The sequence below is a fragment of the Streptomyces sp. S186 genome, assembly GCF_051603415.1.
Lineage (GTDB): Bacteria > Actinomycetota > Actinomycetes > Streptomycetales > Streptomycetaceae > Streptomyces.
Window position 1 is genome coordinate 994628 of sequence record NZ_CP193932.1, and the last position, 24023, is coordinate 1018650.

Sequence of the window (24023 nt, forward strand, 5' to 3'; positions counted from 1 at the left end):
TCACTCCGGAAGCGATCGGACAGCCAGAGCTGGCTGGAGTGTGACCGGTAACATAGTAATGTGAAATTGCACTGACAAGGTGTTGGCGACTTCTTCGCTCACCCCGCCCCCGAGGACCCGACGGAACTCACCGCCATCCGGCGGCAATTGGCCGAGGACCCTTGGCACCGAGAGTGCAATGTGAAATATTACCGACGTGCTGACAAGGAACTCCGCAGACGTCGTCGTCATCGGGGCAGGCGTGGTCGGCGCGGCCTGCGCCTACTACGCCGCCCGGTCCGGCCTCCGCGTCGCCGTACTGGACCGCGGCCCCGTCGCGGGCGGTACGACGGGGGCCGGCGAGGGCAACCTCCTGGTGTCCGACAAGGAGCCGGGCCCCGAACTCGAACTGGCCAGGGTTTCCGCCGCGTTGTGGCGGACACTGTCCGAAGAACTCCCGCCGGACATCGAGTACGAACCCAAGGGCGGGCTGGTCGTCGCTTCCGACGAGGCGGGGATGGCCGCGCTGCGCGACTTCGCCTCCGGGCAGCGCGGGGCGGGTGTCACGGCGGAGGAGGTCCCGGCCGACCGCCTGCCGGACCTGGAACCCCATCTCGCCGCCGGACTGGCCGGGGGCTTCCACTATCCGCAGGACGCCCAGGTCATGCCGGCGCTCGCCGCCGCCCATCTGCTGCGCGCGGGTGGCGAGCAGGTCCGGCTGCGCCTCGGTGCGGAGGTCACCGGCCTGCTCACCGGGGCGAGTGGCGAGATCCGGGGCGTGCGGACGACGGCCGGGGAACTCCACGCCCCGTACGTGGTGAACGCCGCCGGTACCTGGGGCGGTGAGATCGCCCGCCTGGCGCGGGTCGCGCTTCCCGTCCGCCCCCGCCGGGGCTTCGTCCTGGTCACCGAGCCGCTGCCGCGCGTCGTGCGCCGCAAGGTGTACGCGGCCGACTACGTCGCCGACGTGGCCAGTGGCTCCGCGGCGCTGCAGACTTCGGCGGTGGTGGAGGGCACCCCGGCGGGGCCGGTCCTGATCGGTGCCAGCCGGGAACGGGTCGGCTACGACCGCACGCTCTCGCCCGAGGCGCTGCGGCGCCTGGCGGTCCAGGCCACCGCCCTCTTCCCGGTCCTGGCCGGGGTCCGGGCGATGCGCACCTACGTCGGATTCCGTCCGTACCTGCCGGACCACCTGCCCGCCATCGGCCCCGATCCGCGCGTCCCCGGCCTGCTGCACGCCTGCGGCCACGAGGGCGCGGGGATCGGACTGGCCCCCGCCACCGGACTGGCCGTCGCACGGTCGCTGACCGGTGGCGAACCACCGCTCGACCTCACCCCGTTCAGGCCGGAGCGCTTCTCCCCGGCCGCCTGAAGACCGCCTGCCCGACGCGTCACTGCCCGATGAATCGACGCATCGACGCATCGACGCATCACTGCCCGATGAGTCATGAGAGGAGGAGCCATGGCCCGTACCCCCGCCGAACTGGTCGGTGCCCAGCCCGGTCCGCCCTTCCGGATCACCTTCGACGGGCGCGCCGTGACCGCTCTGCCCGGCCAGTCCGTCGCCGCCGCCCTCTGGGGAGCCGGAATCCTGGCCTGGCGCACCACGCGCGGCGGCGGACGCCCGCGCGGCGCGTTCTGCGGCATCGGCCAGTGCTACGACTGCCTCGCCACCATCAACGGAGAACCGAACCGGCGGGCCTGCCTGGTTCCGGCCCGGCCGGGGGACGCCATCACCACTCAGGAAGGACACGGCCGTGGCGATCTCGGCGTCTGAACCGTACGACCTCGCGGTGATCGGTGCCGGCTCCGCCGGTCTCGCCGGAGCCGTCGCTGCCGCTGAACTCGGGCTGTCCGTGGCCCTGTTGGACACCGCCGCGCAGACGGGCGGACAGTTCTACCGCACCCCGGCCCCCGCCCTGGGAGCCGTCCGCCCCGAGGCTCTGCACCACGACTGGTCCGCCTACACCGACCTGCGACGACGGCTGGCCCACAGCGAGGTCCGTCATCTTCCCGGGCATCATGTGTGGAGCGTGACGAAGGACGACGCGGAGGGTGCGGGCGACGGAGCCGGTGACGGGCTGTGGGCGGTGCACGCCGTCACCGGGGCCGACGGCGGCGGTGAACGCCCCGTGCGCGTACGGGCCCGTGCGGTGCTGCTGGCGACCGGCGCCTACGAACGGCAACTCCCCTTCCCCGGATGGACGTTGCCCGGTGTCGTGGGGGCCGGCGGAGCCCAGGCCATGCTCAAGTCGGGTCTGGTACTGCCGGGTCGGAAGGTCGTCGTGGCGGGCAGTGGCCCGCTGCTGCTCGCGGTGGCCTCCACGCTGGCGGCCGCCGGCGCGCGCGTGCCGGCCGTCGTCGAGGCGTCCGGCTATCTCCGCTACGCCCGCCACCTCCGGGCGCTGGCCACCAATCTCCACAAGGCCGCCGAGGGGCTGGTCCACGGCGCGGCGCTGCTGTGGCACCGGGTGCGGGTGCGGCCGCGCAGCGCGGTCACCGAGGTGCACGGCACGGACCGGGTGACGGCCGTCACCGTCACGCGTCTCGATCGCGACTGGCGTCCCGTGCGGGGGACGGGACGCCGGATCGTCTGCGACGCGCTGGCCGTCGGGCACGGCCTCGTCCCCCAGATCGAGCTGGCCGTGACGCTCGGCTGCGTCACCCGCCCGCTGTCCGACGGCACCCGGGCCCTGGCCCTGGACGACCTCCAGGAGACGTCGGTGCGCGGCCTATGGGCGGCGGGTGAGACCGGCGGGGTGGGCGGGGCCCAACTGGCCCGGACGGAAGGGGAGCTGGCGGCCGTGGCGGTGGCCGCACGCATCCTGGGACGGCCCGCCCACGGCGGCCGGGTCCGGGAGCTCGGGCGCCGCCGGGACCGGATGCGCGCCTTCGCCGACGCGATGACCGCCGTCCACGCGCCCGGCCCCGGGTGGTCGCGCTGGCTCACCGGCGACACCGACGTGTGCCGTTGCGAGGAGGTCACGGCCGGGCGGATCCGGGAGGCGGTCGAGGACCTCGGAGCGCGGGACGCCCGCACGGTCAAGCTGCTCACCCGAGCCGGGATGGGCTGGTGCCAGGGCCGGATGTGCGGTGCGGCGGTGGCCTGCCTCGCGGCCCGTGGCCAAGCCGTCGAACCGCCGGCCGAACGCCGTCCGTTCGCCGTTCCCGTCCCGCTCTCGGCGCTCGCCGCGCTCGACGACCCCGCCGACGACGGCTGACCCCGGGCCGGGCCCGCTTCGGGCTCCGGCGCACCCTCCATCCCCACACCAACCACCCCCACACCAACCATCCCAACAGTAAAATGTCACGTTTCACAGAGAGGTTCTTGTCGAGATGTCCGTCTCCACCACCTGGAACACCGACCGTCCGTGGCGCGGGATCATGGTCGCCACCGCCCTTCCGCTGCGGGACGACCTCTCCGTCGACCACGACGCCTACGCCGAGCACGTGCGCTGGCTGATCGACAACGGCTGCGACGGAGTCGTGCCCAACGGCTCGCTCGGCGAGTACCAGACCCTCACCGACGAGGAGCGGGCCCGTGTGGTCCGTACCGCCGTCGAGGCGGCGGGCGACGGGGCACGGGTCATGCCCGGCGTCTCCGCCTACGGCAGCGGCGAAGCCCGGCGCTGGGCCGAGCAGGCGGCCGAGGAGGGCTGCAGCTCGGTGCTGCTGCTGCCCCCGAACGCCTACCGGGCCGGCGAGCCGGGCGTACGCGCCCACTACGCCGAGGTCGCCCGCGTCGGGGTACCGGTCGTCGCCTACAACAACCCCATCGACACCAAGGTCGACCTCACCCCCGGCACGCTGGCCGGGCTGCACCAGGACGGCAGCATCGTCGCCGTGAAGGAGTTCTCCGGCGACGTCCGCCGGGCCTACGAGATCGCCGAACTCGCCCCGGAACTCGACCTGCTGATCGGCGCCGACGACGTCCTGCTCGAACTCGCCCTCGCCGGCGCCGTCGGCTGGATCGCCGGCTACCCCAACGCCTTCCCCGCCAGCTGCGCCACGCTGTACCACGCCGCCGTCGCGGGCGACCTGGACACCGCCCGCCCGCTCTACAAGTCCCTGCACTCCTTGCTGCGCTGGGACTCCAAGACGGAGTTCGTCCAGTCCATCAAGCTGTCCATGGACATCGTCGGGCGGCGCGGCGGACCCACCCGCCCGCCGCGCTCCCCGCTCACCGGGGAGACCGAGGCGGCGGTGCGGACCGCCACCACGAAGGCCGTCGCCGACGGCCACCGCTGACCGCGTCACCCGCCCGCCGATGACCGGAGCACCTCGCCCACCGAAAGGAAGCCCGTGCGCACCCGCCATGTCTTCCACGCCGTCGACTCCCACACCGAGGGCATGCCCACCCGCGTGATCACCGGCGGCGTCGGCGTCATCCCCGGCACCACCATGGCCGAGCGGCGGACGTACTTCATCGAGCACCTGGACCACCTCCGGACGCTCCTGATGTACGAACCACGCGGTCATGCCGCCATGAGCGGCGCCATCCTCCAGCCGCCCACCCGCCCCGACGCCGACTACGGGGTCCTCTACATCGAGGTCTCCGGGCTGCTCCCGATGTGCGGGCACGGCACGATCGGGGTCGCCACCGTCCTGGTCGAGACCGGCATGGTGCCGGTGGCCGAACCGGTCACCACCGTCCGGCTCGACACCCCGGCGGGGCTGGTGAGCGTCGACGTACGGGTGGCGGACGGCGCCGCCACGTCCGTCACGCTCACCAACGTCCCCGCCTTCTGCGCCGCCCTGGACCGCACGGTCGAGGTCCCCGGCCACGGCACGGTCACCTACGACCTGGCGTTCGGCGGAAACTTCTACGCGTTCGTCGAACTCGACGCGCTGGGGCTGCCGTTCGACCGCGGCCGCAAGGACGAGCTGCTGGCCGCCGGACTCGCCGTCATGGACGCCATCAACACCTCACCTGAGCGGCCCGTACACCCCGAGCGGCCGGAGATCGCCGGAGTCAAGCACGTCTACCTCGCCGCGCCCGGCTCCGACGGCCACCACTCACGGCACGCGATGGCCATCCACCCCGGCTGGTTCGACCGCTCCCCGTGCGGAACGGGCACCTCGGCCCGGATGGCCCAGCTGCACGCCCGCGGCGAACTTCCCCTGCACCGCGACTTCGTCAACGAATCCTTCATCGGCACCCGCTTCACGGGCCGGCTGACCGGGGAAACCACGGTCGGCACACTGCCCGCCGTCGTACCGACCGTCACCGGACGCGCCTGGATCACCGGCACCGCTCAGTACTTCCTCGCCCCGGACGACCCCTTCCCCGGAGGTTTCCTCCTGTGACCGACACCGCCTCCCTCCTCACCTCGCACAACCCGGCCGACCCCGCCGATGTCCTGCTCCGCATCCCGGCGCCCGGCGCCTCGGGGGCCGCCGACGCCGTGGAGCGGGCCCGCACGGCCCAGCCCGACTGGCTGCTCGGCGGGGCGGCCGCCCGCTCGGCCGCGCTCGGCGCGATCGCCACCGCCATCGACTCCGCCGCGGCCGAGCTGGCCGCACTCGCCGTCCGCGAGGTGGGCAAACCGCTCGCCGAGGCCCGGGCCGAAGTCGCCCGCACGGCCGCGATCTGGCGCTACTACGCCCAGGCCCCGTACGAACCCGTCGGCGCCGTCCACGAGACCGCCGCGGGCCCCGGCCTGCTGCTCACCCGCCGCCGCCCGCACGGTGTGGCCGGACTGATCACGCCCTGGAACTTCCCGTTCGCCATCCCCAGTTGGAAGGCCGCCCCGGCGCTGGCAGCCGGCAACGCGGTCGTCCTCAAGCCGGCCCCCGAGGCCACCGCCTGTGCACAGCGCCTGGCCGAGATCGTTCAACGGGCGCTGCCCGACGGGGTGTTCACCCTCCTGCCCGGCGGAGCCACCGAAGGCCGGGCGCTCGTCTCCACCACCGACGTCGTCTCCTTCACCGGCTCCACCGCCGTGGGCCGGGACGTCGCCCGCACCGCCACGGAACGGGGCGTCCCGGTCCAGGCCGAGATGGGCGGCCTCAACGCGGCGATCGTCCTCCCCGACGCCGACATCGAAGGGGCCGCGGCCCACCTCGCCGCCGCCATCGCCGGGTACGCGGGGCAGAAGTGCACCGCCACCAGCCGCGTCATCGCGGTCGGCGCGGCCCTCGCCCCCCTGCGCGAGGCGCTCGCCGCGGCACTGCGCGCCGTACCCGTCGGCGATCCGGCCGACGCGGCGACCGTGAGCGGTCCGCTGATCAGCGAAACGGCCCGCGACCGGGTCGGCGACGCCTGGCGGGGCCTGAGCCCGGTGGTGGGCGGAACGGTGCCCGACGGGCCCGGCTGGTACGCGGCCCCGACCCTGGTCGAGAAGGTGCCCGCGGGACACCGCCTGCTGCGCGAGGAGATCTTCGGTCCGCTCGCCGTCCTGCTGCCCGCCGACGACCTCGCGCACGCCGTACACCTCACCAACTCCGTGCCGTACGGCCTGGTCACCTCGGTCCACACCGCCGATCTGGACACGGCGCTGGGCGGCCTGGACCGGCTCGACACCGGAATGATCCGGATCAACGCACCGTCCACCGGTGTCGACTTCCACCTGCCGTTCGGCGGCACCAAGGCATCCAGCCACGGGCCGCGCGAACAGGGGCGGGCGGCGCTGGAGTTCTACACCTCCACCCGGACCTACACCCTGTCACCGTCGAAGGCAACGTGACATTGTACGGTGGTCCACACCAGACCGAAGGGACCACGAGCGCCATGGGGCACCTCAAGCACCGCGACCTCAACGCCGGCCGGGAGCGGCTGCGCGACCAGGTCAGCAACGCCCTGCGGGCCGCCCTGATCTCCGGTGAACTGCGTCCCGGCGCGGTGTACTCGGCGCCGGTCCTCGCCGAGGACTTCGGGATCTCCGCCACCCCCGTGCGCGAGGCGATGCTCGACCTGGCCCGCGAGGGCCTGGTCGAGCCCGTCCGCAACCGGGGCTTCCGGGTCACCGAGGTCAACGAGCGCGACCTCGACCAGTACACCGAGATCCGCGCGCTCATCGAGATCCCCACGGTCGGCCAGGTCGCCCGCACCGCCGCCCGCGAGGAACTGGAGGCGCTGCGCCCGGTCGCCGAGGAGATCGTGCGGGCCGCCCGCGATCATGACCTCATCGGCTATCTGGAGGCCGACCGGCGGTTCCATCTCTCCCTCCTCGCGCTCTCCGGCAACGACCGCCTCGTCGAGACCGTCGGCGACCTGCGCAAGCGCTCCCGCCTGTACGGGCTCACCGCCCTCGACGAGCGCGGCGAACTGCTCCCCTCGGCCGAGGAACACCTGGAACTCCTCGACCTGATGCTCGCCGGCGACGCGAAGAAGGCCGAGCGGTGCATGGCCCGGCACCTGGGCCACATCCGCTCCCTGTGGGCCGGCAGCGGCAGCTCCTCCCCGGCCGGAACCACCGGAACCACCGGGACGAAGGGGGCGGGGCGACGCTCCGGGAAGCGTTCCTCTTGAGGCCATGAGGCCATGAGGCCATGAGGCACTGAAGCGCCGAGTCGGCGAAGGGCCCCTCTTCCATAACGTCGCGCTATGCCCGGACGAGGGCTCCCCTGAGGCGGACGGCTGAGGCACGCTGATGCGCGCGCACCCATGCAATGTCACACCGCACCGAAAGGACACCAGGGGCACCATGAACCCCGCTCACGCCACCACCGATCACGTCTTCACCGTCCCGCTGGACCACTCCCGCCCGGACGGCCCGACCCTCCAGGTCTTCGCACGTGAGGTCGTCGACCCGGCCCGCGCCAAGGACCAACTGCCCTGGCTGCTCTACTTGCAGGGCGGCCCCGGCGGCAAGGCGCCCCGCCCTTCGGCGGGATCACCGGGTTGGCTGCCCCAGGCACTGAAGACCCATCGGGTGCTCCTCCTCGACCAGCGCGGTACCGGCCGCTCCACTCCGGTCACCGCCAAGGCAGCCGCCCGGTTCTCCGCCCCGTCCGAACTGGCCGCGTATCTGGCCCACTTCCGCGCCGACGCGATCGTGGCCGACGCGGAGCTGATCCGCGGACACCTGTGCGGCGACGAGCCCTGGGAGACGCTCGGCCAGAGCTACGGCGGCTTCCTCACCCTCACCTACCTCTCCCGGGCCCCCCACGGCCTGCGGGCCTGCTACGTCACCGGCGGCCTGCCGGGGCTCACCGCGACCGCGGACGACGTCTATGCCCGCACCTACCCCCGCGTACGGGACCGGGTCCTCGACTTCTACGCCCGTTACCCCGACGACGCCGCACGACTCCGCAAGATCGCCGATCTTCTCGCCTCCGACGACATCCGGCTGCCCGGCGGCGACCGCCTCACCCCCCGCCGTCTCCGCACGCTCGGCCTCGTCCTCGGGATGGGCGACGGCTTCGAACGCCTCCACTGGCTGCTCGACGAATCCCTGGACCCGGCCGGGGAGTTGACCGACACCTTCCTCCACCAGGCCGAGTCCCTGACCGGCTTCATCGACAACCCGCTGTACGCCGTCATGCAGGAGACGCTGTACGGGCAGGGAGCCGGTCCGACCGCCTGGGCCGCCGCCCGGTCACTGACCGACTTCCCCGAGTTCGCCGAGGACGCCGACCCCCTCCTCCTGACCGGCGAGATGATCTACCCCTGGATGTTCCGTGAGATCAGGGGCCTGCGCCCCTTCGCGGACGCCGCGGATCTCCTCGCCCGGCGCACCGACTGGGCCCCGCTCTACGACCCCCGACGCCTCGCCGCCAATCAGGTCCCCCTGGCCGCCGTCGTCTACCACGACGACATGTACGTCGACGCGGGACTCTCGCTGCGCACGGCGCGTGAAGTCGGTTCCACCCGCGCCTGGGTCACCAACGAATGGGAGCACGACGGCGTCACCGCCTCCAACGGCCGGGTCCTCGCCCGCCTGATGGACCTGGCCGCCGGACGCGCGTAGCCCTCGCACCCCGCGCACCGCCCCTCCTCCCTTCTCCTCCCTCCCCCGACAGGAGTGACATGTCCCCCCGCTCCGCACGTCTGCGCGCCGTCACCGCGGCACTGGTCCTCACGTCCTGCCTCGCCACCCCCGCATCGGCGAACGGGGCCACAGCCACGCCACCGCCGCCCCGACACCCCTCCTCCCCCTCCCCCGCCGGCGACTGCGCACTGCCCGGCAGAACCGGATGGACCGACGAAGGCCATGCCACGGACCACACCCGGTTCCAGCGCGCCACCGGAACCAGGCGCGTCCTGATGCTGTTCGTGGACTTCCCCGACGCCCGGGCCACCGGCTCCACGGATGCCTATGCGGCCCAACTCGCCCCCGCCGCCGACTGGATGCGCACGGCCAGCTACGGGCACACGCGCCTCGCCCTCACCGCACTGCACCGCTGGATCCGCATGCCGGCGACCTCGGACTCGTACGGATTCCGGCGCGGCCTCACCTTCGAGGCCCACGAGAAGTACGTACGCGACGCGATCACCGCCGCCGACCCGTACGCGGACTTCTCCCGCTACGACATGGTCTACGTCGTACCTACCAAGGCGGCCTCCGCGATCTCCTTCTCCCCCACCTACCTCTACGACCCCGGCACGCCCGGGGTGACCGCCGACGGCACCCGCATCAAGTGGGCCGTGACCTTCGGCCAGGACCTGTGGCACTGGGGCCCCAAGGTCGCCGACCACGAGACCGGCCACACCTTCGGCCTGCCCGACCTGTACTCCTTCACCGGCGCCACCCACCAGTACGTCGGCGGCTGGGACGTGATGGGCAACATCGCCGGCCCCGCACCCCAGTACCTGGGCTGGCACTCCTGGAAACTCGGCTGGACCCGTGACGCCCAGGTCGCCTGCTCGGCCGCACCCGGCCGGCGCACCGTGCGCCTGACGCCGGTGGAACGACGCGGCGGCACCAAGATCGCCGTCCTGCGCACCGGTGCGACGACGGCGTACGTCGCGGAGTCCCGCAGGGCCGAGGGCCACGACGCGCACGCCTGCTCGCGCGGCGTCCTCATCTACCAGGTCAACTCCGCGACCCCGACCGGCGAGGGCCCCGTCCGGGTCATGAACGGCCACCCGTCCGCCAAGCCGCAAGCCGGCTGCACCGCCCTCGACCTGGCCGCGTACACACCCGGTCAGCACTTCACGGACCCGGACCACGGCGTCCGCATCGACGTGCTCGCCGGCGACACATCGGGCGACCTGGTGAAACTCAGCAGGTCGTAAGCCCTCCGGTCCGGCGGCGAAGTGGGCAGCAGACACGGCGGCCGGAAGCGAAAACTCCTCAGGGGCCCATGTTTTGGCGGAGTGACAGATGTTTTCCGGAACGAGTCGCCGGGGGGAGCGGAAGCGGATACGGTGCGGACCGGAGTGGGCCGGCGCGCGTTGCCGCGCCTGGCCTGTGCGCTCTCCGGGCTGGGACTCAGTGATCAGAGGGGTGGGGACTTGTCGCGGGAACCATGGGCTGAACTGGGGGAAACCATCAGCGCGATTCGCGCCGAGTTGCAGGGCGCCATGGAGGCGGGCGCGCAGGATTCGCTGAGATTCCGGACCGGGCCGGTGGAGCTCGAATTCACCGTGGAGGTCAAGAAGGACGGTGGGGCCAAGGCCAAGGTCTTCGTCCTTCCGTGGTCGGTCGAGGCCCATGCGGCGGGCAGCGTGGGGCGGACCCACCGTGTCAAGCTCACGCTGCAACCGGTCGACGGCGGCGACAACGATCTGACGATCTCCGCCGACTCTCCGCAGCGTCCGAAATAGCCCCGCACGGTCCGCGTGGAGCAGCTCGTCAGGTGAAGGACGGGACGGGGGATGCGGGGGATGTGAGGGATGGACCAGGCAAGGGTCATGGAGATCTGGAATCCGGTCCTCGGGAAGTCCGGCAGCGGGTACCTGCTCGGTGACGAAGTAGTGCTCACCGCGCTGCACGTCGTGGACGGAGTCCACGCGGGCGGCGGCGTGGAGGTCCGGCAGCTGGATCCGGAGGGCCGTACGGCCTGGACGGCTGCCGAACTGCTGTGGCGGCCGGAAGCAGCGGGGGCGGGGGCCCTGCCTGAGACGGACGGTGCGCTGCTGCGGATCACCGGGCCGGAGTGGCAGCCGCCGATGACACCGCCGGTGCGGTTCGGGCGGATCGTGGGCAGGGACCGCGTGCCCTGCCTCGGACTGGGGTTTCCCAACGCGGTGGCACGTGCCGACCATTCCCGGGACACCATGCCGATGCGTGGCCATGTGGATCCGCTGCACGGTATGAAGTCCCGGATGACCACGGTGCACGTCGACGTGGGCATCGTGCCGGGCCGATCGGGATGGCGCGGCAGCTCGGGGACCGGACTGTTCTGCGATGTGCACCTGGTCGCGGTCGTGACGACGGAGAAGAGTCTCGCGCCCGGCGTGCTGGAGGCCGTACCCGTCCACGTCCTCGCCGAACTGCCCGGATTCGAGCAGACGTTATCGGCCCATGGCATCCATTTCGTCGTCGAGGACATCGGTGGGTCGCCTCCGGATCCCGGTGGCGACACGGGCTTCGCGCCGATCGCCATGCCGCCACCCGCCGTGCGGCATCGCCTGCGGAAGCTGCTGCTGCCCGCCGCGGGGGGAGCGATGGCGATCCTGGTACTCATGGCGCTCGCCCCGCCGGCGTCGGGCGTCACCTGGCGGGTCGGAACGGCCTTCTCCGGCGTTATGGCGGTGTGGGGCATCGGCTGGCGCCGTGGTCCGCGGCCGGCGGGGGCCGGCCGGGAAGCCGCGGTCCGAAAGCTGGCCGAGACCGTTCAGGCGGAAGTGGGCCGACGCCGTTGGCAGCTGCTGGGCAACGACAGCAAGGCCATCAACGTCACCTTCGTCACCGTTCCGCAGGGCGGCAGGGACGCCGACAGGGCGTGGCCGCGCGGGGACTTCGACGGTATCGCCCGCTATCTGGACGGTCTCCGGCCGCAGCGCCTGGTCATCACGGGCGGCCCCGGCTCGGGCAAGACGCTCCTGGCGTGTGAACTCGTCCATCGGGTACTCGCCCGCAAGGGCTATGACGGTCCGGTGCCGGTACCGGTCGGCCTGTCGGAGTGGGACACCACCAGCGTGACCTTCACCGAATGGTTCAGCGAGCGCGTGGGCCGGGAGTACCTGGGCGGTTCCACCGTCACCGCGCGGGATTTGCTGGCGTCCGGGCGGATCATGCCGGTTCTGGACGGCCTCGACGAGATGGACCCTCCCGGGAGGAGGCGGCCCAGGGCCGGCGCCGCGCTCGGCCAACTCAACCGGTTTGCCGGGCCGTTGGTGCTGACCTGCCGTTCGGAGGAGTACGACGATCTCCACCGCGCCGATCAGCGGCTGCTGGACTGTGCGAAGGTGCGGATCGAGGTGGTCCGGTCCGCCGACGGCCGACGGTACCTGCTCGGTCGGACCACGAACCGTGCCCGGCTCGCCGACATGGAGGACGCGCTCTTCGCCGCGGGGACGGTCACGAGAGAGGCACTGTCCTCACCGTGGATGCTCACGCTGGCGTCGTTGGCGTCGCAGACCGAAGCCGGAGCTGCGAAACTCCGCTCGTTCACCGGGGTTCCGGCCTCGGCCGGCCGGGGGCGGCAGGAGTTGCACGCGGCGTTGCTCGACGCATTCATACCGTCGGTGTGCGAGCCGGACCCAGCCGACCGGCGTCCGCCTTACCCCGCGCAAGCCGTGACCCGGTGGCTGCGCCTGCTCACCGCCGGCCTGCGCGGCGGCAGCGCCGCGCCGACCGACCGCGGCGGCACCGTCGTACCCTCCCGGGACCTGGCCATCCATACGCTCTGGCCGGTCGCCGGACCGCGCGGCGCCCGCTACGCCGCCGCAGCGCTCACCCTCGCCTGCTGGATACCGGCCCTGCTCCTCCTGGGGTTCTGCCTCCGTCGGAACCACGCGCTGCCGCTGCCGGGCACGGTGCTCCTCGCGCTGCTGACACCGGCGCCGCTCCTGTCGGCCTGGAACGCACGCGCACGATACGTCCAGCCCCGCCGCATCCTGTTCCAGCGGCTGCGCAGCAGACTCGGCTGGAGCCGGATCATTCTGGGCGTCACCCTTGGCTGTGTCCTCATGCTGCCGCTGACGGCCCTGTTCGGGGAGGGCTTCGCGCAGGCCGCCGGAGCCGGGTTCGCCGTCGTCTTCGGCTTCGGCCTGGCGCTGTCGGTGCGGGCGGACATCGACCGCCGTCATCTCGTGGCAGCCGGCGCTCCTTCCGGCCTGGCGGTGGCGGTGGCGGCCGGGTTCCTTGCCGGCGGACTGGGCGATTTCGTCGGTCTCACCGCCGGATGCGGCGCCGGGGCGATCGGGCTGGCGGCGGGCGTACCCGCGGGGCTCCGCGCGGCCCGCCGCAACAACGGAGGAGACCCGGACCCGGATCCGCCCGGTGTGCCCACCCCGCTGTCCCCCCTGCGCAATGACTTGATGGCCGGGATGGTGTCCGGTGCCGTCGTCGCGGCCCTCACGCTCTACGGGACGCTGACCGTCGAGTGGCTGCGGGCGCCCTGGCCGCTCGCCGTCGGCACGGCCCTCGCCTGCGGCGTGGCCGCCGGGCCCGGCTTCGTCGCGGTCACCAGCCGCCAGTACCTCGGCCTGCTCGCGGCCACCCGTGGAAAGCTGCCCTGGCGTCTGGCCACGTTCCTCCGCTGGTGCCACGGGCGCGGTCTGCTGAGGTCGGCCGGCACCGTCTACCAGGTACGCCACGACGAACTGCTGGAGTGGCTGCGGCGGTGACCTCGGCGGCCCTGAGCCGGGGCACAGCCCCGGCTCAGGGCTCGTCAACGGGGCCGCGGTGTCGGGCAGTTCGGGGCAGTGCGGGTCGGTTTCCTGGTGAGGGCTCCTGCCTGCGGAAACGGGTTGGCTCGATTCTTCAGCGGCTCTTGCGAGAGTGCAGTCCTGAGGCAGAGCTGTCGCGTACGAATGGGGGCGTGTCATGACAACGATGCCACTGACCGGAAAAGCGCTGCGCCTGGCACGGCTGTCCCGTCCCGGTGACGGCCGGTATCTGTTCGTCCCGCTGGACCACTCCGTCTCCGACGGGCCGATCGTGCCCGCGGCCGGCTTTCCCGGCCTGGTGGCGGACCTCGCGGCGGGCGGTGCGGACGCCGTCGTGGTGCACAAGGGCAGAGCCCGGACGATCCCGCCCAGTCTGCTGGCGGAGACCAGACTCGTGGTGCATCTGAGCGCGAGCACCAGCGTGGGGCCGGACGTGGACGCCAAGGTCCTCGTCGGCGATGTCGAGGAGTGCCTGCGCCTCGGCGCGGACGCGGTGAGCGTCCACGTCAACCTGGGGTCGGACACCGAGTCCGCGCAGCTGCGCGACCTGGGAGCCGTGGCCGGGGCGTGCGAGCGCTGGGGCATGCCCCTGATCGCGATGGTCTATCCCCGGGGTCCCCGGGTGACCGATCCCGCCCGGCCGGAGCTCGTGGCGCACGCCGTGAGCGTCGCGGCGGATCTCGGCGTCGACATCGTCAAGACGGTGCTCGCCGCACCGGCGGCGCGGATGGCCGAGGTGGTCCGGTCCGCTCCGCTGCCCGTGGTCGTCGCGGGCGGCGCCGGGTCCGGGGAGGATCTGGCGGTCTTCGCGACAGCGGTGATGACGTCCGGTTGCGCCGGGCTCGCCGTGGGCCGCCGGGTGTTCACCAGTGCCTCTCCCCAGCGCGTGGTCCGGCAGCTGGCCGCGATCGTCCACGGCAGCGGTCCCGCGCACCCGTCCGAGTCCTCTCCCGAATTGGCAGGTGCCCTGTGAAGTTCGCCTGGATCGACCTCCGTACCGTTCCCGCCGAGCACCGGGAGGCGGTCGTCGACGCGGCCGTCCACGCCCGGGTCGACGGCATCGTGGACGACGACATCGACACGCTCGGCACGCTGCCGGTCACCGTCAAGCGCATCCTGGCCGCCGCGGAGCCACCGGCCGACGGGGCCCCGGACGGGCTGATCGTGCTGCGGGAGGTCGCCGGTGCCGGTGACCTCGACCGGCTCCGGACGCGGCATCAGGCGGGCGAGCCGGACGTGGCGGGTCTGGTGGACGTCGTCGACGACCCCACGCTGACCCTGGCCTGCGAGACGGCGGTGGCACTGCCGTACGCGGTGGTGCAGTTCAAGGACCCGACGAAGATCCCGCTGGAGATCGTGATCGCGGCCGCGGACCGGTCGCCCGGCCAACTCGTCTGTCGAGCCGATGACTTGGAGGAGGCGAAGGTCATCGTCGACGTCCTGGAGAAGGGGTCGGAAGGCGTCCTGCTGGCGCCGCGCGATGCCAACGACGTCTTCCGGCTCGTGGAGCTGCTGCGGGAGACCACCCCCGACCTGGAGCTGACCACGCTGACGGTGGAGTCGATCGAGCACCTCGGCCTGGGCGACCGGGTGTGCATCGACACCTGCACGCACTTCGAGAAGGACGAGGGGATGCTCATCGGCTCGTACGCGCACGGGTTCGTCCTGTGCGTGAGCGAGACCCATCCGCTGCCCTACATGCCGACGCGCCCGTTCCGCGTCAACGCGGGTGCGCTGCACTCGTACGTCTTCGGTCAGGACAACCGCACCAACTATCTGAGCGAGCTGAAGGCCGGTTCGGCGGTGCTGGCGGTGGGCGCCGACGGCCGGACCCGCCGGATCGTGGTGGGGCGGATCAAGCTCGAATCGCGTCCGCTGCTGGGCATCCGGGCGCTCTCGCCCGAGGGTGTCGAGGTCAGTCTGATCGTGCAGGACGACTGGCACGTGCGGGTCCTGGGCCCGGGTGCGGCGGTCCTGAACGTGACGGAGCTGAAGCGGGGCGACCAGCTGCTCGGGCACATCGCCACGGACAAGCGCCATGTCGGCTGGCCCGTCGGCGAGTTCTGCGTCGAGAAGTAGACCCCGTACGTACCGGCGGTGCCGCGTTCCCGTTGGGGGGCGGCACCGCCGGCGGGGAGGCATCGGCCTGGAGAGATGATGAGCGACGAAGGCTGGTGGGGCGGGGGGCTCCTCGCCGCCGGGGACCCGTCCGCGGAGTGGGCCCGGGCGGGCGCCGACGCGGTGTCCTTCCGGGAGTTCCGCGCCCGGACCGGGTGGCTGTCCCGGGTCCTGCCCGCCCACGGCATCCGGGCGGGCAGCACGGTCGCGCTGCACGGCACGCCCAGCTTCACCCAGCTGTGGGTGGTGTGCGCGCTGTGGTCCGTGGGTGCGCAGGTCGTGCTGCTGGAGCCGTCGGCTCCGCGCGCGGAGCGGCAGGCGCTGCTGGAGCTCAGCCGCCCGCAGTTCGTGATCACGCTCGGGGAACTCCTCGGCGACGAGGACCGGTTCGCGCCGGAGTGCGAGGTCCTGGTGCGGCGGCGGCCCGGCGGCCGGCCGGCGCGCACGGACCACTGTCTGGTGCAGTTCTCCTCCGGCACCACGGGCCGGCCCAAGGCCGCGGGGCGCACCGCGCCGTCCCTGCTGGCCGAGGTGGAGCGACTCGGTGCGCTGCCGCTGATGCCGCGCGGTGGCGAGCGGGTGGCGGTCCTGGAGCCGGTGGCGCGCTCGTTCGCGTTGATCGGGGGTGTGCTGCATGCGCTGGCGGCCGGGGCGACGGTGGTCTTCCCGGCCTCCGGCGGCGATGCCGACGTCGTGGCGGCCGCGGCCGACGCCGACGTGGTGCTGGGCGGTCCCCGCCACATCGCCCAGTTGGCCGGCGCCCCTGCCGCGACGCGGCTGCCGCGGCTGCGGCTGGCGGTGTCCGGCGGCGACGTGCTGCCGGTGGAGACCGCGGGCGCGTTCGCCCGGCGCTACGGGGTCCGGGTGGGGCAGGCGTACGGCACGACGGAGACGGGTGTCGTCGCCACGGACCTGGCGGGTGAGTACGGGCCCGGGGCGATCGGGGTACCGCTGCCCGGTGTGCGCACCCGGGTGGTCGCCGGTGCTCTCCAGGTGCACGTCCCCGCGTCGCCCTACCCGTACGAGCCGTGCCCGCCGCCGGCGGGGGGCGGCTGGCTGCCGACGCACGACCTGGTGGCCGGGGATCCCGCGACGGGTGCGTGGCGGCTGCGCGGGCGGGACGGGCGGACCGCCTCGGGCGAGTGCCTGGCCGATATCGAGGCGGTGCTGCTCGCCCACCGGGACGTCCGGGACGCCGTGGTGCTGGGCCCGGACCCGGTGGAGGCGCATGTGGCCGGTTCCGATGAACTGCGGCGGGACGACCTGGCGGCCTGGTGCCGGCGGTTCCTGCGGGAGGCGGCCGTGCCGCGGTGCTTCCACGTGGTGCCCGAACTGGCGCGCTCGGCCAGCGGGAAGGTGCTGCGGGACCGGGCCCGGCTGCACGGGCGGGGCTGGGCGCCGCGGCCGGACGGTGCGGGCCGGGTCCGGTGAGGGGCCGGCCGCTGCCCGCGGGCCGGCCCTTTCGTGGCGTGTGGCGTCAGCCCCAGAACCGCTTGCGCTGCTCGCGCAGTTCGGGGAACGAGTCGAGGTCGGGGACCGTCCAGCCGTCGAGGTCGTACTCCGCCAGGCACTGTTCGGCGAAGCCCCGGTACTCGTCGAGCTGGCCGCTGGCGGCCTGGGCCTGGAGGATGTCGGTGCGCACCTGCTCGTGGTTGCCCGAGTAGTTGCGTTCGTACAGCTCGTGGCGGCCGCCGAACTCGGTGCCGACGGCGTCCCACAGCAGTTTCATGAGTTTGACGCGGCTGACCGAGTCGTACCCGTTGGAGCCGCGGACATAGGTGTCCAGGTAGGGCCGGATCTCGGGGTTGGCGAAATCCTCGGCGGCGGAGTTGACGTAGATCAGGCCGCTCGCCACGTCCTGCTGGATGATCTCCTTGATGCGCGGGTAGCCGATGGTCATGAACCAGCGGTAGGCCATGCCGTAGTCGAGGCGCGGCAGCAGCGCGCCGTTCTTCCACTCCTGCGGGTTGCGGGCGGCGGCGTCGCTGAGCGCCCAGAACATGTTGCGCCAGGCCAGGACCTCGCCGACCCGGGTCTGGATGCCGCGGAAGTCCTTGCTGCCGGTCATCTCGACGGCCTTGAGCAGCAGTCCGGCCAGGAAGTCGATCTTCACGGCGAGCCGGATGCAGCCGTGGAAGGTGAGCCGCTCCAGGAAACCCGACCTGGGCGCGAAGCCGTTGACGCGGTCGGCGTCGCCGTAGAGGAAGACGTTCTCCCAGGGGATGAGGACCTTGTCGAGGACGAAGATGGTGTCGTTCTCGTCGAGCCGGCTGGAGAGGGGGTGGTCGAAGGGGCTGCCCATGACGGCGGCGGTCGCCGCGTAGGAGGGGCGGCAGATCAGCTTCAGTCCGGGCGAGCCCATCGGCAGGGTGGCGATGAGGGCGAACTTCCGGTCGCGCAGCGGCAGTCCGTAGTGGGAGATGAAGTTGTAGTGGGTGATGGCCGAGCCGGTGGCCACCACCTTCGCGCCGGATACCACCAGGCCGTTGTCGGTCTCCTTCTCCACGTGCACGAAGACGTCCTGGACCTGTTCGGTGGGCAGGTGGCGGTCCACCGGCGGGTGGATGATGGCGTGGTTCCAGAAGAGCACCTTCTCCTGGGACTCCTTGTACCAGCGGCGGGCGTTGTCCTCGTAGGGGGTGTAGTAGTCGCTGTTGGCGCCGAGGGTGCCGAGGAAGGATGCCTTGTAGTCGGGGCTGCGGCCCATCCAGCCGTAGGTCATGCGGGCCCATGCGGCGATGGCTTCGCGGTCGGCGACGAGGTCGGCCACGGTGTGCGGGGTGCGGAAGAAGGGGTGGGTGCGGCCGGTGCCGGTGTCGGTGGGGCAGGTCAGCACCTCGCGCCGGGCGGGGTCGTGCAGCGCGTCGTAGAGCCGGGCCGTCATCAGTGCCGAGTTGCGGAAGGCGGGGTGGGCGGTGACGTCCTTGACCCGCTCCCCGTAGAGATAGATCTCGCGGTCGTCGCGCAGGCTCTCCAGGTATTCACGACCGGTCAGCGGACGGGTTCCGGGATCCTGGGGGACGCCGGATGCCGGGTCGCCCTTGGACAGCGTCATCTTTCGCTCCTTGTCCGGTCGTTGGCCCTGTGGAGGTGGGTGTCATGGTTTCCCGCCGGTCGCGGCGAGTGCGCCGAAGTCGGCCCCCCAGCCGTGTGCGGGGCCGTCCAGCGACCCGGCCCACACCGTCCCGCCGGGCGCCCGGCCCAGTTCGCCGAGCGCCCCGGAGTGGAAGACCAGCGGAGGACCGCCGGGCGCCTCGAAGTCGACGACCTCGCCGAGGTGGAGCACGTGGTCGCCACCGTCGTAGCCGGCCCAGGGCCGGCAGGTGAAGTGCGCGACGGCGCCCGGGAGTCGTGGCGCGCCCGGGTCGCCCGCCCAATGGATCTCCGGAGCCGGCCCGCCGGTGCGTCCGGCGAAGAGCAGGGCGAGGTCGCGCTGGTCGGCCGCGAGCACGTTGACGCCGAACGTCGGGGTCGTGGCGAGCCGGTGGCGGATGCGACTGCGGCGGTCGAGGGAGACCAGGATCAGCGGCGGGGCGAGGGAGACCGAGGTGAAGGAGCTGACGGTGGCACCGTGGACGGCCGTGCCGTCACCGGTGGTCACCACGGTCACCCCCGAGGCGAACTGCCCCAGGCAGTCCCTCAGAGCACGCTGTTCCGGGTCCACCACGGGGCCTCCTGCGGGAAAAGGAGAGGAAAGGCGGGCGCGGGTATTCCGCTTCGGTCGCCGGTGCCGCCGCGCCGGCAAGTCGGCAATGAACAGGAAAAATTCCCGTGCCCGCGTCCGGCGGCGTTACCCCGCATTGTGCGAGCCGGCGCTGAAGAAACGGTCCAGAAACGGGTGGTCATGGATCTCTTGACGGGCGTCGGCCCGGCGCTCTAGCTTTCGGAAGCCGGGGGCGCAGTTCGGCCATGGACCGTCATGTTCCGTATGGGACAGGCGAGTTGGGCGTTCACAGTGATCCCCGGGAGCACGGTCGGCGGGCCGTCGTTGCCTGCCGGCCGGCCGTGATCGCGATTCTGAAACGGGGGTTTCATGCGCATTCAGGTGACCGTCGACGAGGCGATGCAGGATTACGTCGCCGGTATTTCCCTGCGCGAGCCGGACGTGCTGAAGGAACTCCGGCAGAAGACTTCCGAACTCCCCCTGGCGCTCATGCAGATCTCCCCCGAACAGGGCCAGTTCCTGGCGCTGCTGGTGAAGGCGATCGGTGCCCGGCGCGCCCTGGAGATCGGTGTCTTCACCGGGTACAGCCTGCTCTCGACCGCCATGGCACTGCCTGGGGACGGCCGGGTGGTCGGACTGGACATCAGCGAGGAGTGGACCTCGATCGCCCGGGAGTTCGCCGGCCGGGCCGGGGTCGGGGAGAAGATCGAGCTGCGCGTCGGTGACGCCCGGCAGTCGCTGGCCGCCCTGCTGCGGGAGGAGGGGGCGGCCGGCTCCTTCGACTTCGTCTTCATCGACGCCGACAAGGAGAACTACGCGGCCTACTACGAGGCCGCCCTGGAACTGCTGCGCCCCGGCGGGCTGATCGTGGTGGACAACGTGCTGTGGCACGGCGCGGTGCTCGACGAGGCCCAGCAGGATTCGGAGACGACCGCGCTGCGGGCCTTCAACGCCAAGGTGCGCGACGACAAGCGGGTGGATCTGAGCGTGGTGCCGTTCGCCGACGGCCTGACGTTCGCCCTCAAGCGCTGAGCAGGTCCTGAACCGGCCCGACGGCCGGCTTCCGGCGACTGCCGGGCTGCGGCCGCCGGGCTCCTCTCCCCTCCACGACCTCACGGTCCACGTCACGAAGGTATGACCATGGTGCATCACCCTGCCGGCACAGCCGCCGGCTACTCCGACAACCACGGATCGGATGCCGTCAGGGCGGCCGGCCCGATAACCGTCACCCCCGCCGACCGTCAGTACCCCGACCTGGTCAGGGCGTTGAACGCGCGGTTCGTCGCCCGCCCGGAGTCGGTGCGGGTGGTCGACGCGCCGAGCCAGGTGCCGGCGGTCGTCGCCGAGGCCGTGCGGCACGACAAGCGGCTGACCGTGCGCAGCGGCGGCCACTGCCTGGAGGACTTCGTCTTCAACGCGAGCACCCAGCTGGTTCTCGACCTGTCGAGGATGAACGCCGTGTACTACCACCCGGGCCTCAGGGCGATCGCGGTGGAGGCCGGTGCCAAACTGCTGGACGTCTACGAGAAGCTGTACGGCACCTGGGGCGTGACCGTCCCCGGCGGGATCTGCTACTCGGTCGGGGTCGGCGGGCACGTCAGCGGCGGCGGCTGGGGCATGCTGGTGCGGCGCGACGGCCTCGTCGTCGACCACCTGTACGCGGTGGAGGTGGTCCATGTCACGGCCGACGGCTCGGTCCGGACGGTGATCGCCACCCGGGAGCCGCACGACCCGCACCGGGACCTGTGGTGGGCCCACACCGGCGGCGGCGGGGGCAGTTTCGGGGTCGTGACGCGCTACTTCTTCCGCTCGCCGGGCGCCACCGGCAGCGACCCGTGCCGGCTGCTGCCCAGGCCCCCGGCCGAGGTGCTGTTCAGCGCGGTGTCGTGGGCGTGGCGCGACCTGACCCGGGACGAGTTCGTCCGGCTGGTGCAGAACTACGCTTCCTGGCACGTCACGCACATCGCGCCGGACAGCCCCGCCCGCTTCCTGACGAGTTTCCTGCTGCTCAACCACCAGTCCAACGGCCAGATCGGGATGGTCACCCAGGTCGACGCGGATGTCCCCGATGCCGAGAAGATGCTCGCCGAGTACTTCGCGTACATCAACGCCGGGGTCACCACCGGGCCGGGCGCGCTGACCGAGCCGATGGGCGAGCTGGTGGGCCCGATGCCGCATCTGGCCACGCCGCGTCGGATGCCCTGGCTGCAGGCCACCCGCTTCCTGGGCACCACCAATCCCCAGCTCAACGACCCCACGCTGCGGGCCAAGTACAAGTCGGCCTACATGAAGGCGAACTTCCCGCGCGCCCACGCGGAGACGCTGTACAAGCACCTCACACGCACCGACATCGACAATCCGAAGATCAACATCCAGCTGACGCCGTACGGTGGCCGGACGCATGCGGTCGGCGAGACAGAGACCGCCCTCGTGCACCGGGGCGCGGCGTTCAAGATGCTCTGGTCCGTCCTGTGGAACGACCCCGCCGACGACGCGAAGTACATCGCCTGGGCGCGGGAGAGCTATGCGGAGACGTACGTCGAGACCGGCGGTGTGCCGGTGCCCAACGACGTCACCGACGGCTGCTACGTCAACTACCCGGACGCCGACCTCAACGACCTCGCGTACAACAAGTCCAACGTGCCCTGGCACGAGCTGTACTACAAGGAGAACTACACGAGGCTGCGGCGGATCAAGACGGCGTACGACCCGCGCAACGTCTTCCGCCACCGCCAGTCGGTGCGGCCGCACGCCCGCTGACCCGTACACCGCGTCCATCGACAACAACGACACTTGATCTGCGAGGAGTTGGCATGAGGGGGAACGAGGAGGGCGCGATGCGGCGGCGGGACGTCCTCGCCGCGGGCGCCGCGGCCGGCGGTGCCGCGCTGCTGGGGGGAGCGGGCTTACCCGGAACGGCGGCCGCGGCCGACGGCGGGGGCGATACGGCCGCGGAGCCGGTCACCGTCATCACGCCGTCCGACAAGCGGTATCCGGACGTGGTCCGGGGGTGGAACCAGCGCTGGGTGGCCTCGCCCGAGAAGGTGTGCCTGGCGGAGACCACGGCCCAGGTGACCCGCGTCGTGCAGCAGGCGGTGTCGGCCGGCAAGCGGCTGACCGTCCGCGGCGGCGGCCACTGCTGGGAGGACTTCGTCTTCAACTCCGAGGTCCGGGTCATCCTCGACATGACGAAGATGAACCGGGTCTACTACGACCCCGGGATGAACGCCATCGCCGTGGAGGCCGGGGCCGAGATCCTCAACGTCTACGAGCGCATGTACCGCACCTGGGGCGTGGTCGTGCCGGCCGGCATGTGCTTCCAGGTCGGCGCCGGCGGGCACGTCAGCGGCGGCGGCTGGGGGCTGCTGTGCCGCCCGCTGGGCCTGGTCGTCGACCACCTCCACGGCGTGGAGGTGGTCACCGTCGACGCGGACGGCGTGGCCCGGGCCAAGGTCGCCACGCGCGACCCCGGGAACCCGCACCACGACCTGTGGTGGGCCCACACCGGTGGCGGCGGCGGCAACTTCGGGGTGATCACGCGCTTCTGGTTCCGCTCCCCCGGCGCCAAGGGCACCGACCCGGCCGCGCTGCTCCCTCAGCCGCCGGCCGAGGTGCTGCTCAGCGCCATCTCCTGGCCGTGGCAGCAGATGACGAAGGAACGCTTCCGGCGCCTGGTGAAGAACTTCGGCGAGTGGCACGCCAAGCACCTGCGGCCCGGCACCCCGAACGACAACCTGGTCAGCATGCTCTCGCTGAACCACAAGTCGAACGGGTACATCGGCCTGGTCACCCAGGCCGACGCGACCGCCCCCGGCGCGGCGAAGGTGCTGGACGACTTCCTGGCCGCCGTGACGGCCGGGCTGGGCATCGCACACCAGCCGCTGACCGTCCACATGGGAGAGCTGCCGGCCATGCCGGAGTTCTTCGCGCCGCGCAAGATGCCGTGGCTGCAGGCCGCCCGCTACCTGGGGACCACCAACCCGACCCTGAACGACCCGAGCCTCAACGGCGACTTCAAGTCCGCGTACTACCGCACGGCCATGCCGGACGCGCACATCGACACCTTCTACCAGCAGTTGACCCGCGACGACGCGGGCAACCCCACCGCATCGGTGATGCTCAGCTCCTTCGGCGGGAAGGTCAACGCGGTCGCACCGGACGCCACCGCCGCCCCGCACCGGAAGGCCGCGTACAAGGCCGCCTGGATGATCTGGTGGACGGACCGGGCGGACGAGGCGAAGTCGCTGAAGTGGATCCGGGAGTTCTTCCACGGCGTCTACGCCGAGACCGGTGGCGTGCCGGTGCCCAACGAGGTCACCGACGGCTGCTACGTCAACTACCCCGACATCGATCTGCACGACCCCGCGTACAACAAGTCCGACGTGCCCTGGTACACGCTCTACTACAAGGACGGCTACCCGAGGCTGCAGCGGGTCAAGGCGAAGTACGACCCGCACAACGTCTTCCACCACAGCCAGTCGGTGCGACTGCCGAAGCCGTGACGGGAAACGCCCGGCCGGAGGGCCGGCCGGGCGGTTC

At 72.1% G+C, this 24023-nt stretch carries 19 protein-coding genes; 17 read left to right on the plus strand and 2 right to left on the minus strand.

Annotation, left to right across the window (positions count from 1 at the left end; all coding sequences use genetic code 11):
• Positions 1-196 precede the first annotated feature (196 nt).
• From ACRAS8_RS04425 to ACRAS8_RS04490, 14 genes are all read left to right on the plus strand, one after another.
• Positions 197-1351, plus strand: coding sequence for an NAD(P)/FAD-dependent oxidoreductase (locus ACRAS8_RS04425; RefSeq protein WP_438484449.1), 1155 nt, complete (start codon positions 197-199; stop codon positions 1349-1351).
• A 90-nt stretch (positions 1352-1441) separates the two neighbouring features.
• Positions 1442-1756 (plus strand): (2Fe-2S)-binding protein, encoded by a 315-nt coding sequence (locus ACRAS8_RS04430; protein WP_438484450.1) that lies wholly within the window; start codon positions 1442-1444, stop codon positions 1754-1756.
• Positions 1737-3200 (plus strand): NAD(P)/FAD-dependent oxidoreductase, encoded by a 1464-nt coding sequence (locus ACRAS8_RS04435; RefSeq protein ID WP_438484451.1) that lies wholly within the window; start codon positions 1737-1739, stop codon positions 3198-3200. Before ACRAS8_RS04430 ends, ACRAS8_RS04435 begins: the two co-directional genes overlap by 20 nt.
• Before the next feature lie 115 nt (positions 3201-3315).
• Positions 3316-4227, plus strand: coding sequence for a dihydrodipicolinate synthase family protein (locus ACRAS8_RS04440; RefSeq protein ID WP_438484452.1), 912 nt, complete (start codon positions 3316-3318; stop codon positions 4225-4227).
• Between the two features lie 54 nt (positions 4228-4281).
• The gene (locus ACRAS8_RS04445) at positions 4282-5286 is read left to right on the plus strand and encodes a proline racemase family protein (RefSeq protein ID WP_438484453.1); all 1005 of its coding nucleotides are present in this window, start codon (positions 4282-4284) and stop codon (positions 5284-5286) included.
• Positions 5283-6665 carry an aldehyde dehydrogenase family protein gene (locus ACRAS8_RS04450; RefSeq protein WP_438484454.1) on the plus strand — a complete coding sequence of 461 codons (1383 nt, stop codon included), beginning with the start codon at positions 5283-5285 and terminating at the stop codon, positions 6663-6665. The genes ACRAS8_RS04445 and ACRAS8_RS04450 overlap by 4 nt, the downstream gene beginning before the upstream one ends.
• 44 nt (positions 6666-6709) lie before the next feature.
• Complete coding sequence (locus ACRAS8_RS04455; protein ID WP_438484455.1) at positions 6710-7450, plus strand: GntR family transcriptional regulator; 741 nt, start codon at positions 6710-6712, stop codon at positions 7448-7450.
• 175 nt (positions 7451-7625) lie between these two features.
• Positions 7626-8891, plus strand: a complete 1266-nt coding sequence (locus ACRAS8_RS04460; protein ID WP_438484456.1) for an alpha/beta fold hydrolase — start codon at positions 7626-7628, stop codon at positions 8889-8891.
• A gap of 59 nt (positions 8892-8950) precedes the next feature.
• Entirely contained in the window at positions 8951-10159 is a 1209-nt protein-coding gene (locus ACRAS8_RS04465) for a M6 family metalloprotease domain-containing protein (protein WP_438484457.1), read from the plus strand.
• 219 nt (positions 10160-10378) lie between these two features.
• The gene (locus ACRAS8_RS04470) at positions 10379-10690 is read left to right on the plus strand and encodes a trypco2 family protein (protein WP_438484458.1); all 312 of its coding nucleotides are present in this window, start codon (positions 10379-10381) and stop codon (positions 10688-10690) included.
• Positions 10691-10777: 87 nt separating this feature from the next.
• Positions 10778-13660 (plus strand): NACHT domain-containing protein, encoded by a 2883-nt coding sequence (locus ACRAS8_RS04475; protein WP_438484459.1) that lies wholly within the window; start codon positions 10778-10780, stop codon positions 13658-13660.
• Positions 13661-13868: 208 nt separating this feature from the next.
• Positions 13869-14675 carry a 2-amino-3,7-dideoxy-D-threo-hept-6-ulosonate synthase gene (locus ACRAS8_RS04480; protein ID WP_438490341.1) on the plus strand — a complete coding sequence of 269 codons (807 nt, stop codon included), beginning with the start codon at positions 13869-13871 and terminating at the stop codon, positions 14673-14675.
• Positions 14672-15781, plus strand: coding sequence for a 3-dehydroquinate synthase II family protein (locus ACRAS8_RS04485; protein ID WP_438484460.1), 1110 nt, complete (start codon positions 14672-14674; stop codon positions 15779-15781). The genes ACRAS8_RS04480 and ACRAS8_RS04485 overlap by 4 nt, the downstream gene beginning before the upstream one ends.
• A gap of 78 nt (positions 15782-15859) precedes the next feature.
• Positions 15860-17251 (plus strand): class I adenylate-forming enzyme family protein, encoded by a 1392-nt coding sequence (locus ACRAS8_RS04490; protein ID WP_438484461.1) that lies wholly within the window; start codon positions 15860-15862, stop codon positions 17249-17251.
• 46 nt (positions 17252-17297) lie between these two features.
• On the opposite strand, the gene ACRAS8_RS04495 is transcribed toward ACRAS8_RS04490, so the two are convergent.
• Both ACRAS8_RS04495 and ACRAS8_RS04500 read right to left on the minus strand, forming a co-directional pair.
• Entirely contained in the window at positions 17298-18875 is a 1578-nt protein-coding gene (locus ACRAS8_RS04495) for a 4-hydroxyphenylacetate 3-hydroxylase family protein (protein WP_438484462.1), read from the minus strand.
• A 42-nt stretch (positions 18876-18917) separates the two neighbouring features.
• Positions 18918-19487, minus strand: a complete 570-nt coding sequence (locus tag ACRAS8_RS04500; protein WP_438484463.1) for a flavin reductase family protein — start codon at positions 19485-19487, stop codon at positions 18918-18920.
• 366 nt (positions 19488-19853) lie between these two features.
• Between ACRAS8_RS04500 and ACRAS8_RS04505 the strand changes: the two genes are divergently transcribed.
• The 3 genes from ACRAS8_RS04505 to ACRAS8_RS04515 all read left to right on the plus strand — a co-directional run bounded on the left by ACRAS8_RS04505 (position 19854) and on the right by ACRAS8_RS04515 (position 23986).
• A complete protein-coding gene (locus tag ACRAS8_RS04505; protein ID WP_438484464.1) occupies positions 19854-20516 on the plus strand; it encodes an O-methyltransferase in 663 nt (220 codons plus the stop codon).
• A gap of 108 nt (positions 20517-20624) precedes the next feature.
• Positions 20625-22244, plus strand: coding sequence for an FAD-binding oxidoreductase (locus ACRAS8_RS04510; protein ID WP_438484465.1), 1620 nt, complete (start codon positions 20625-20627; stop codon positions 22242-22244).
• 53 nt (positions 22245-22297) lie between these two features.
• On the plus strand, positions 22298-23986 hold the full coding sequence (locus ACRAS8_RS04515) for an FAD-binding oxidoreductase (protein WP_438484466.1): 1689 nt from the start codon (positions 22298-22300) through the stop codon (positions 23984-23986).
• Positions 23987-24023: the final 37 nt, after the last annotated feature.

Bases quoted from the DNA above. Each gene is read 5' to 3' on its own strand.
- ACRAS8_RS04430 (WP_438484450.1), top strand. From the start codon at position 1,442: ATGGCCCGTACCCCCGCCGAACTGGTCGGTGCCCAGCCCGGTCCGCCC.
- ACRAS8_RS04440 (WP_438484452.1), top strand. From the start codon at position 3,316: ATGTCCGTCTCCACCACCTGGAACACCGACCGTCCGTGGCGCGGGATC.
- ACRAS8_RS04455 (WP_438484455.1), top strand. From the start codon at position 6,710: ATGGGGCACCTCAAGCACCGCGACCTCAACGCCGGCCGGGAGCGGCTG.
- ACRAS8_RS04460 (WP_438484456.1), top strand. From the start codon at position 7,626: ATGAACCCCGCTCACGCCACCACCGATCACGTCTTCACCGTCCCGCTG.
- ACRAS8_RS04465 (WP_438484457.1), top strand. From the start codon at position 8,951: ATGTCCCCCCGCTCCGCACGTCTGCGCGCCGTCACCGCGGCACTGGTC.
- ACRAS8_RS04475 (WP_438484459.1), top strand. From the start codon at position 10,778: ATGGAGATCTGGAATCCGGTCCTCGGGAAGTCCGGCAGCGGGTACCTG.
- ACRAS8_RS04480 (WP_438490341.1), top strand. From the start codon at position 13,869: ATGCCACTGACCGGAAAAGCGCTGCGCCTGGCACGGCTGTCCCGTCCC.
- ACRAS8_RS04490 (WP_438484461.1), top strand. From the start codon at position 15,860: ATGAGCGACGAAGGCTGGTGGGGCGGGGGGCTCCTCGCCGCCGGGGAC.
- ACRAS8_RS04495 (WP_438484462.1), bottom strand. From the start codon at position 18,875: ATGACGCTGTCCAAGGGCGACCCGGCATCCGGCGTCCCCCAGGATCCC.
- ACRAS8_RS04505 (WP_438484464.1), top strand. From the start codon at position 19,854: ATGCGCATTCAGGTGACCGTCGACGAGGCGATGCAGGATTACGTCGCC.
- ACRAS8_RS04510 (WP_438484465.1), top strand. From the start codon at position 20,625: ATGGTGCATCACCCTGCCGGCACAGCCGCCGGCTACTCCGACAACCAC.
- ACRAS8_RS04515 (WP_438484466.1), top strand. From the start codon at position 22,298: ATGAGGGGGAACGAGGAGGGCGCGATGCGGCGGCGGGACGTCCTCGCC.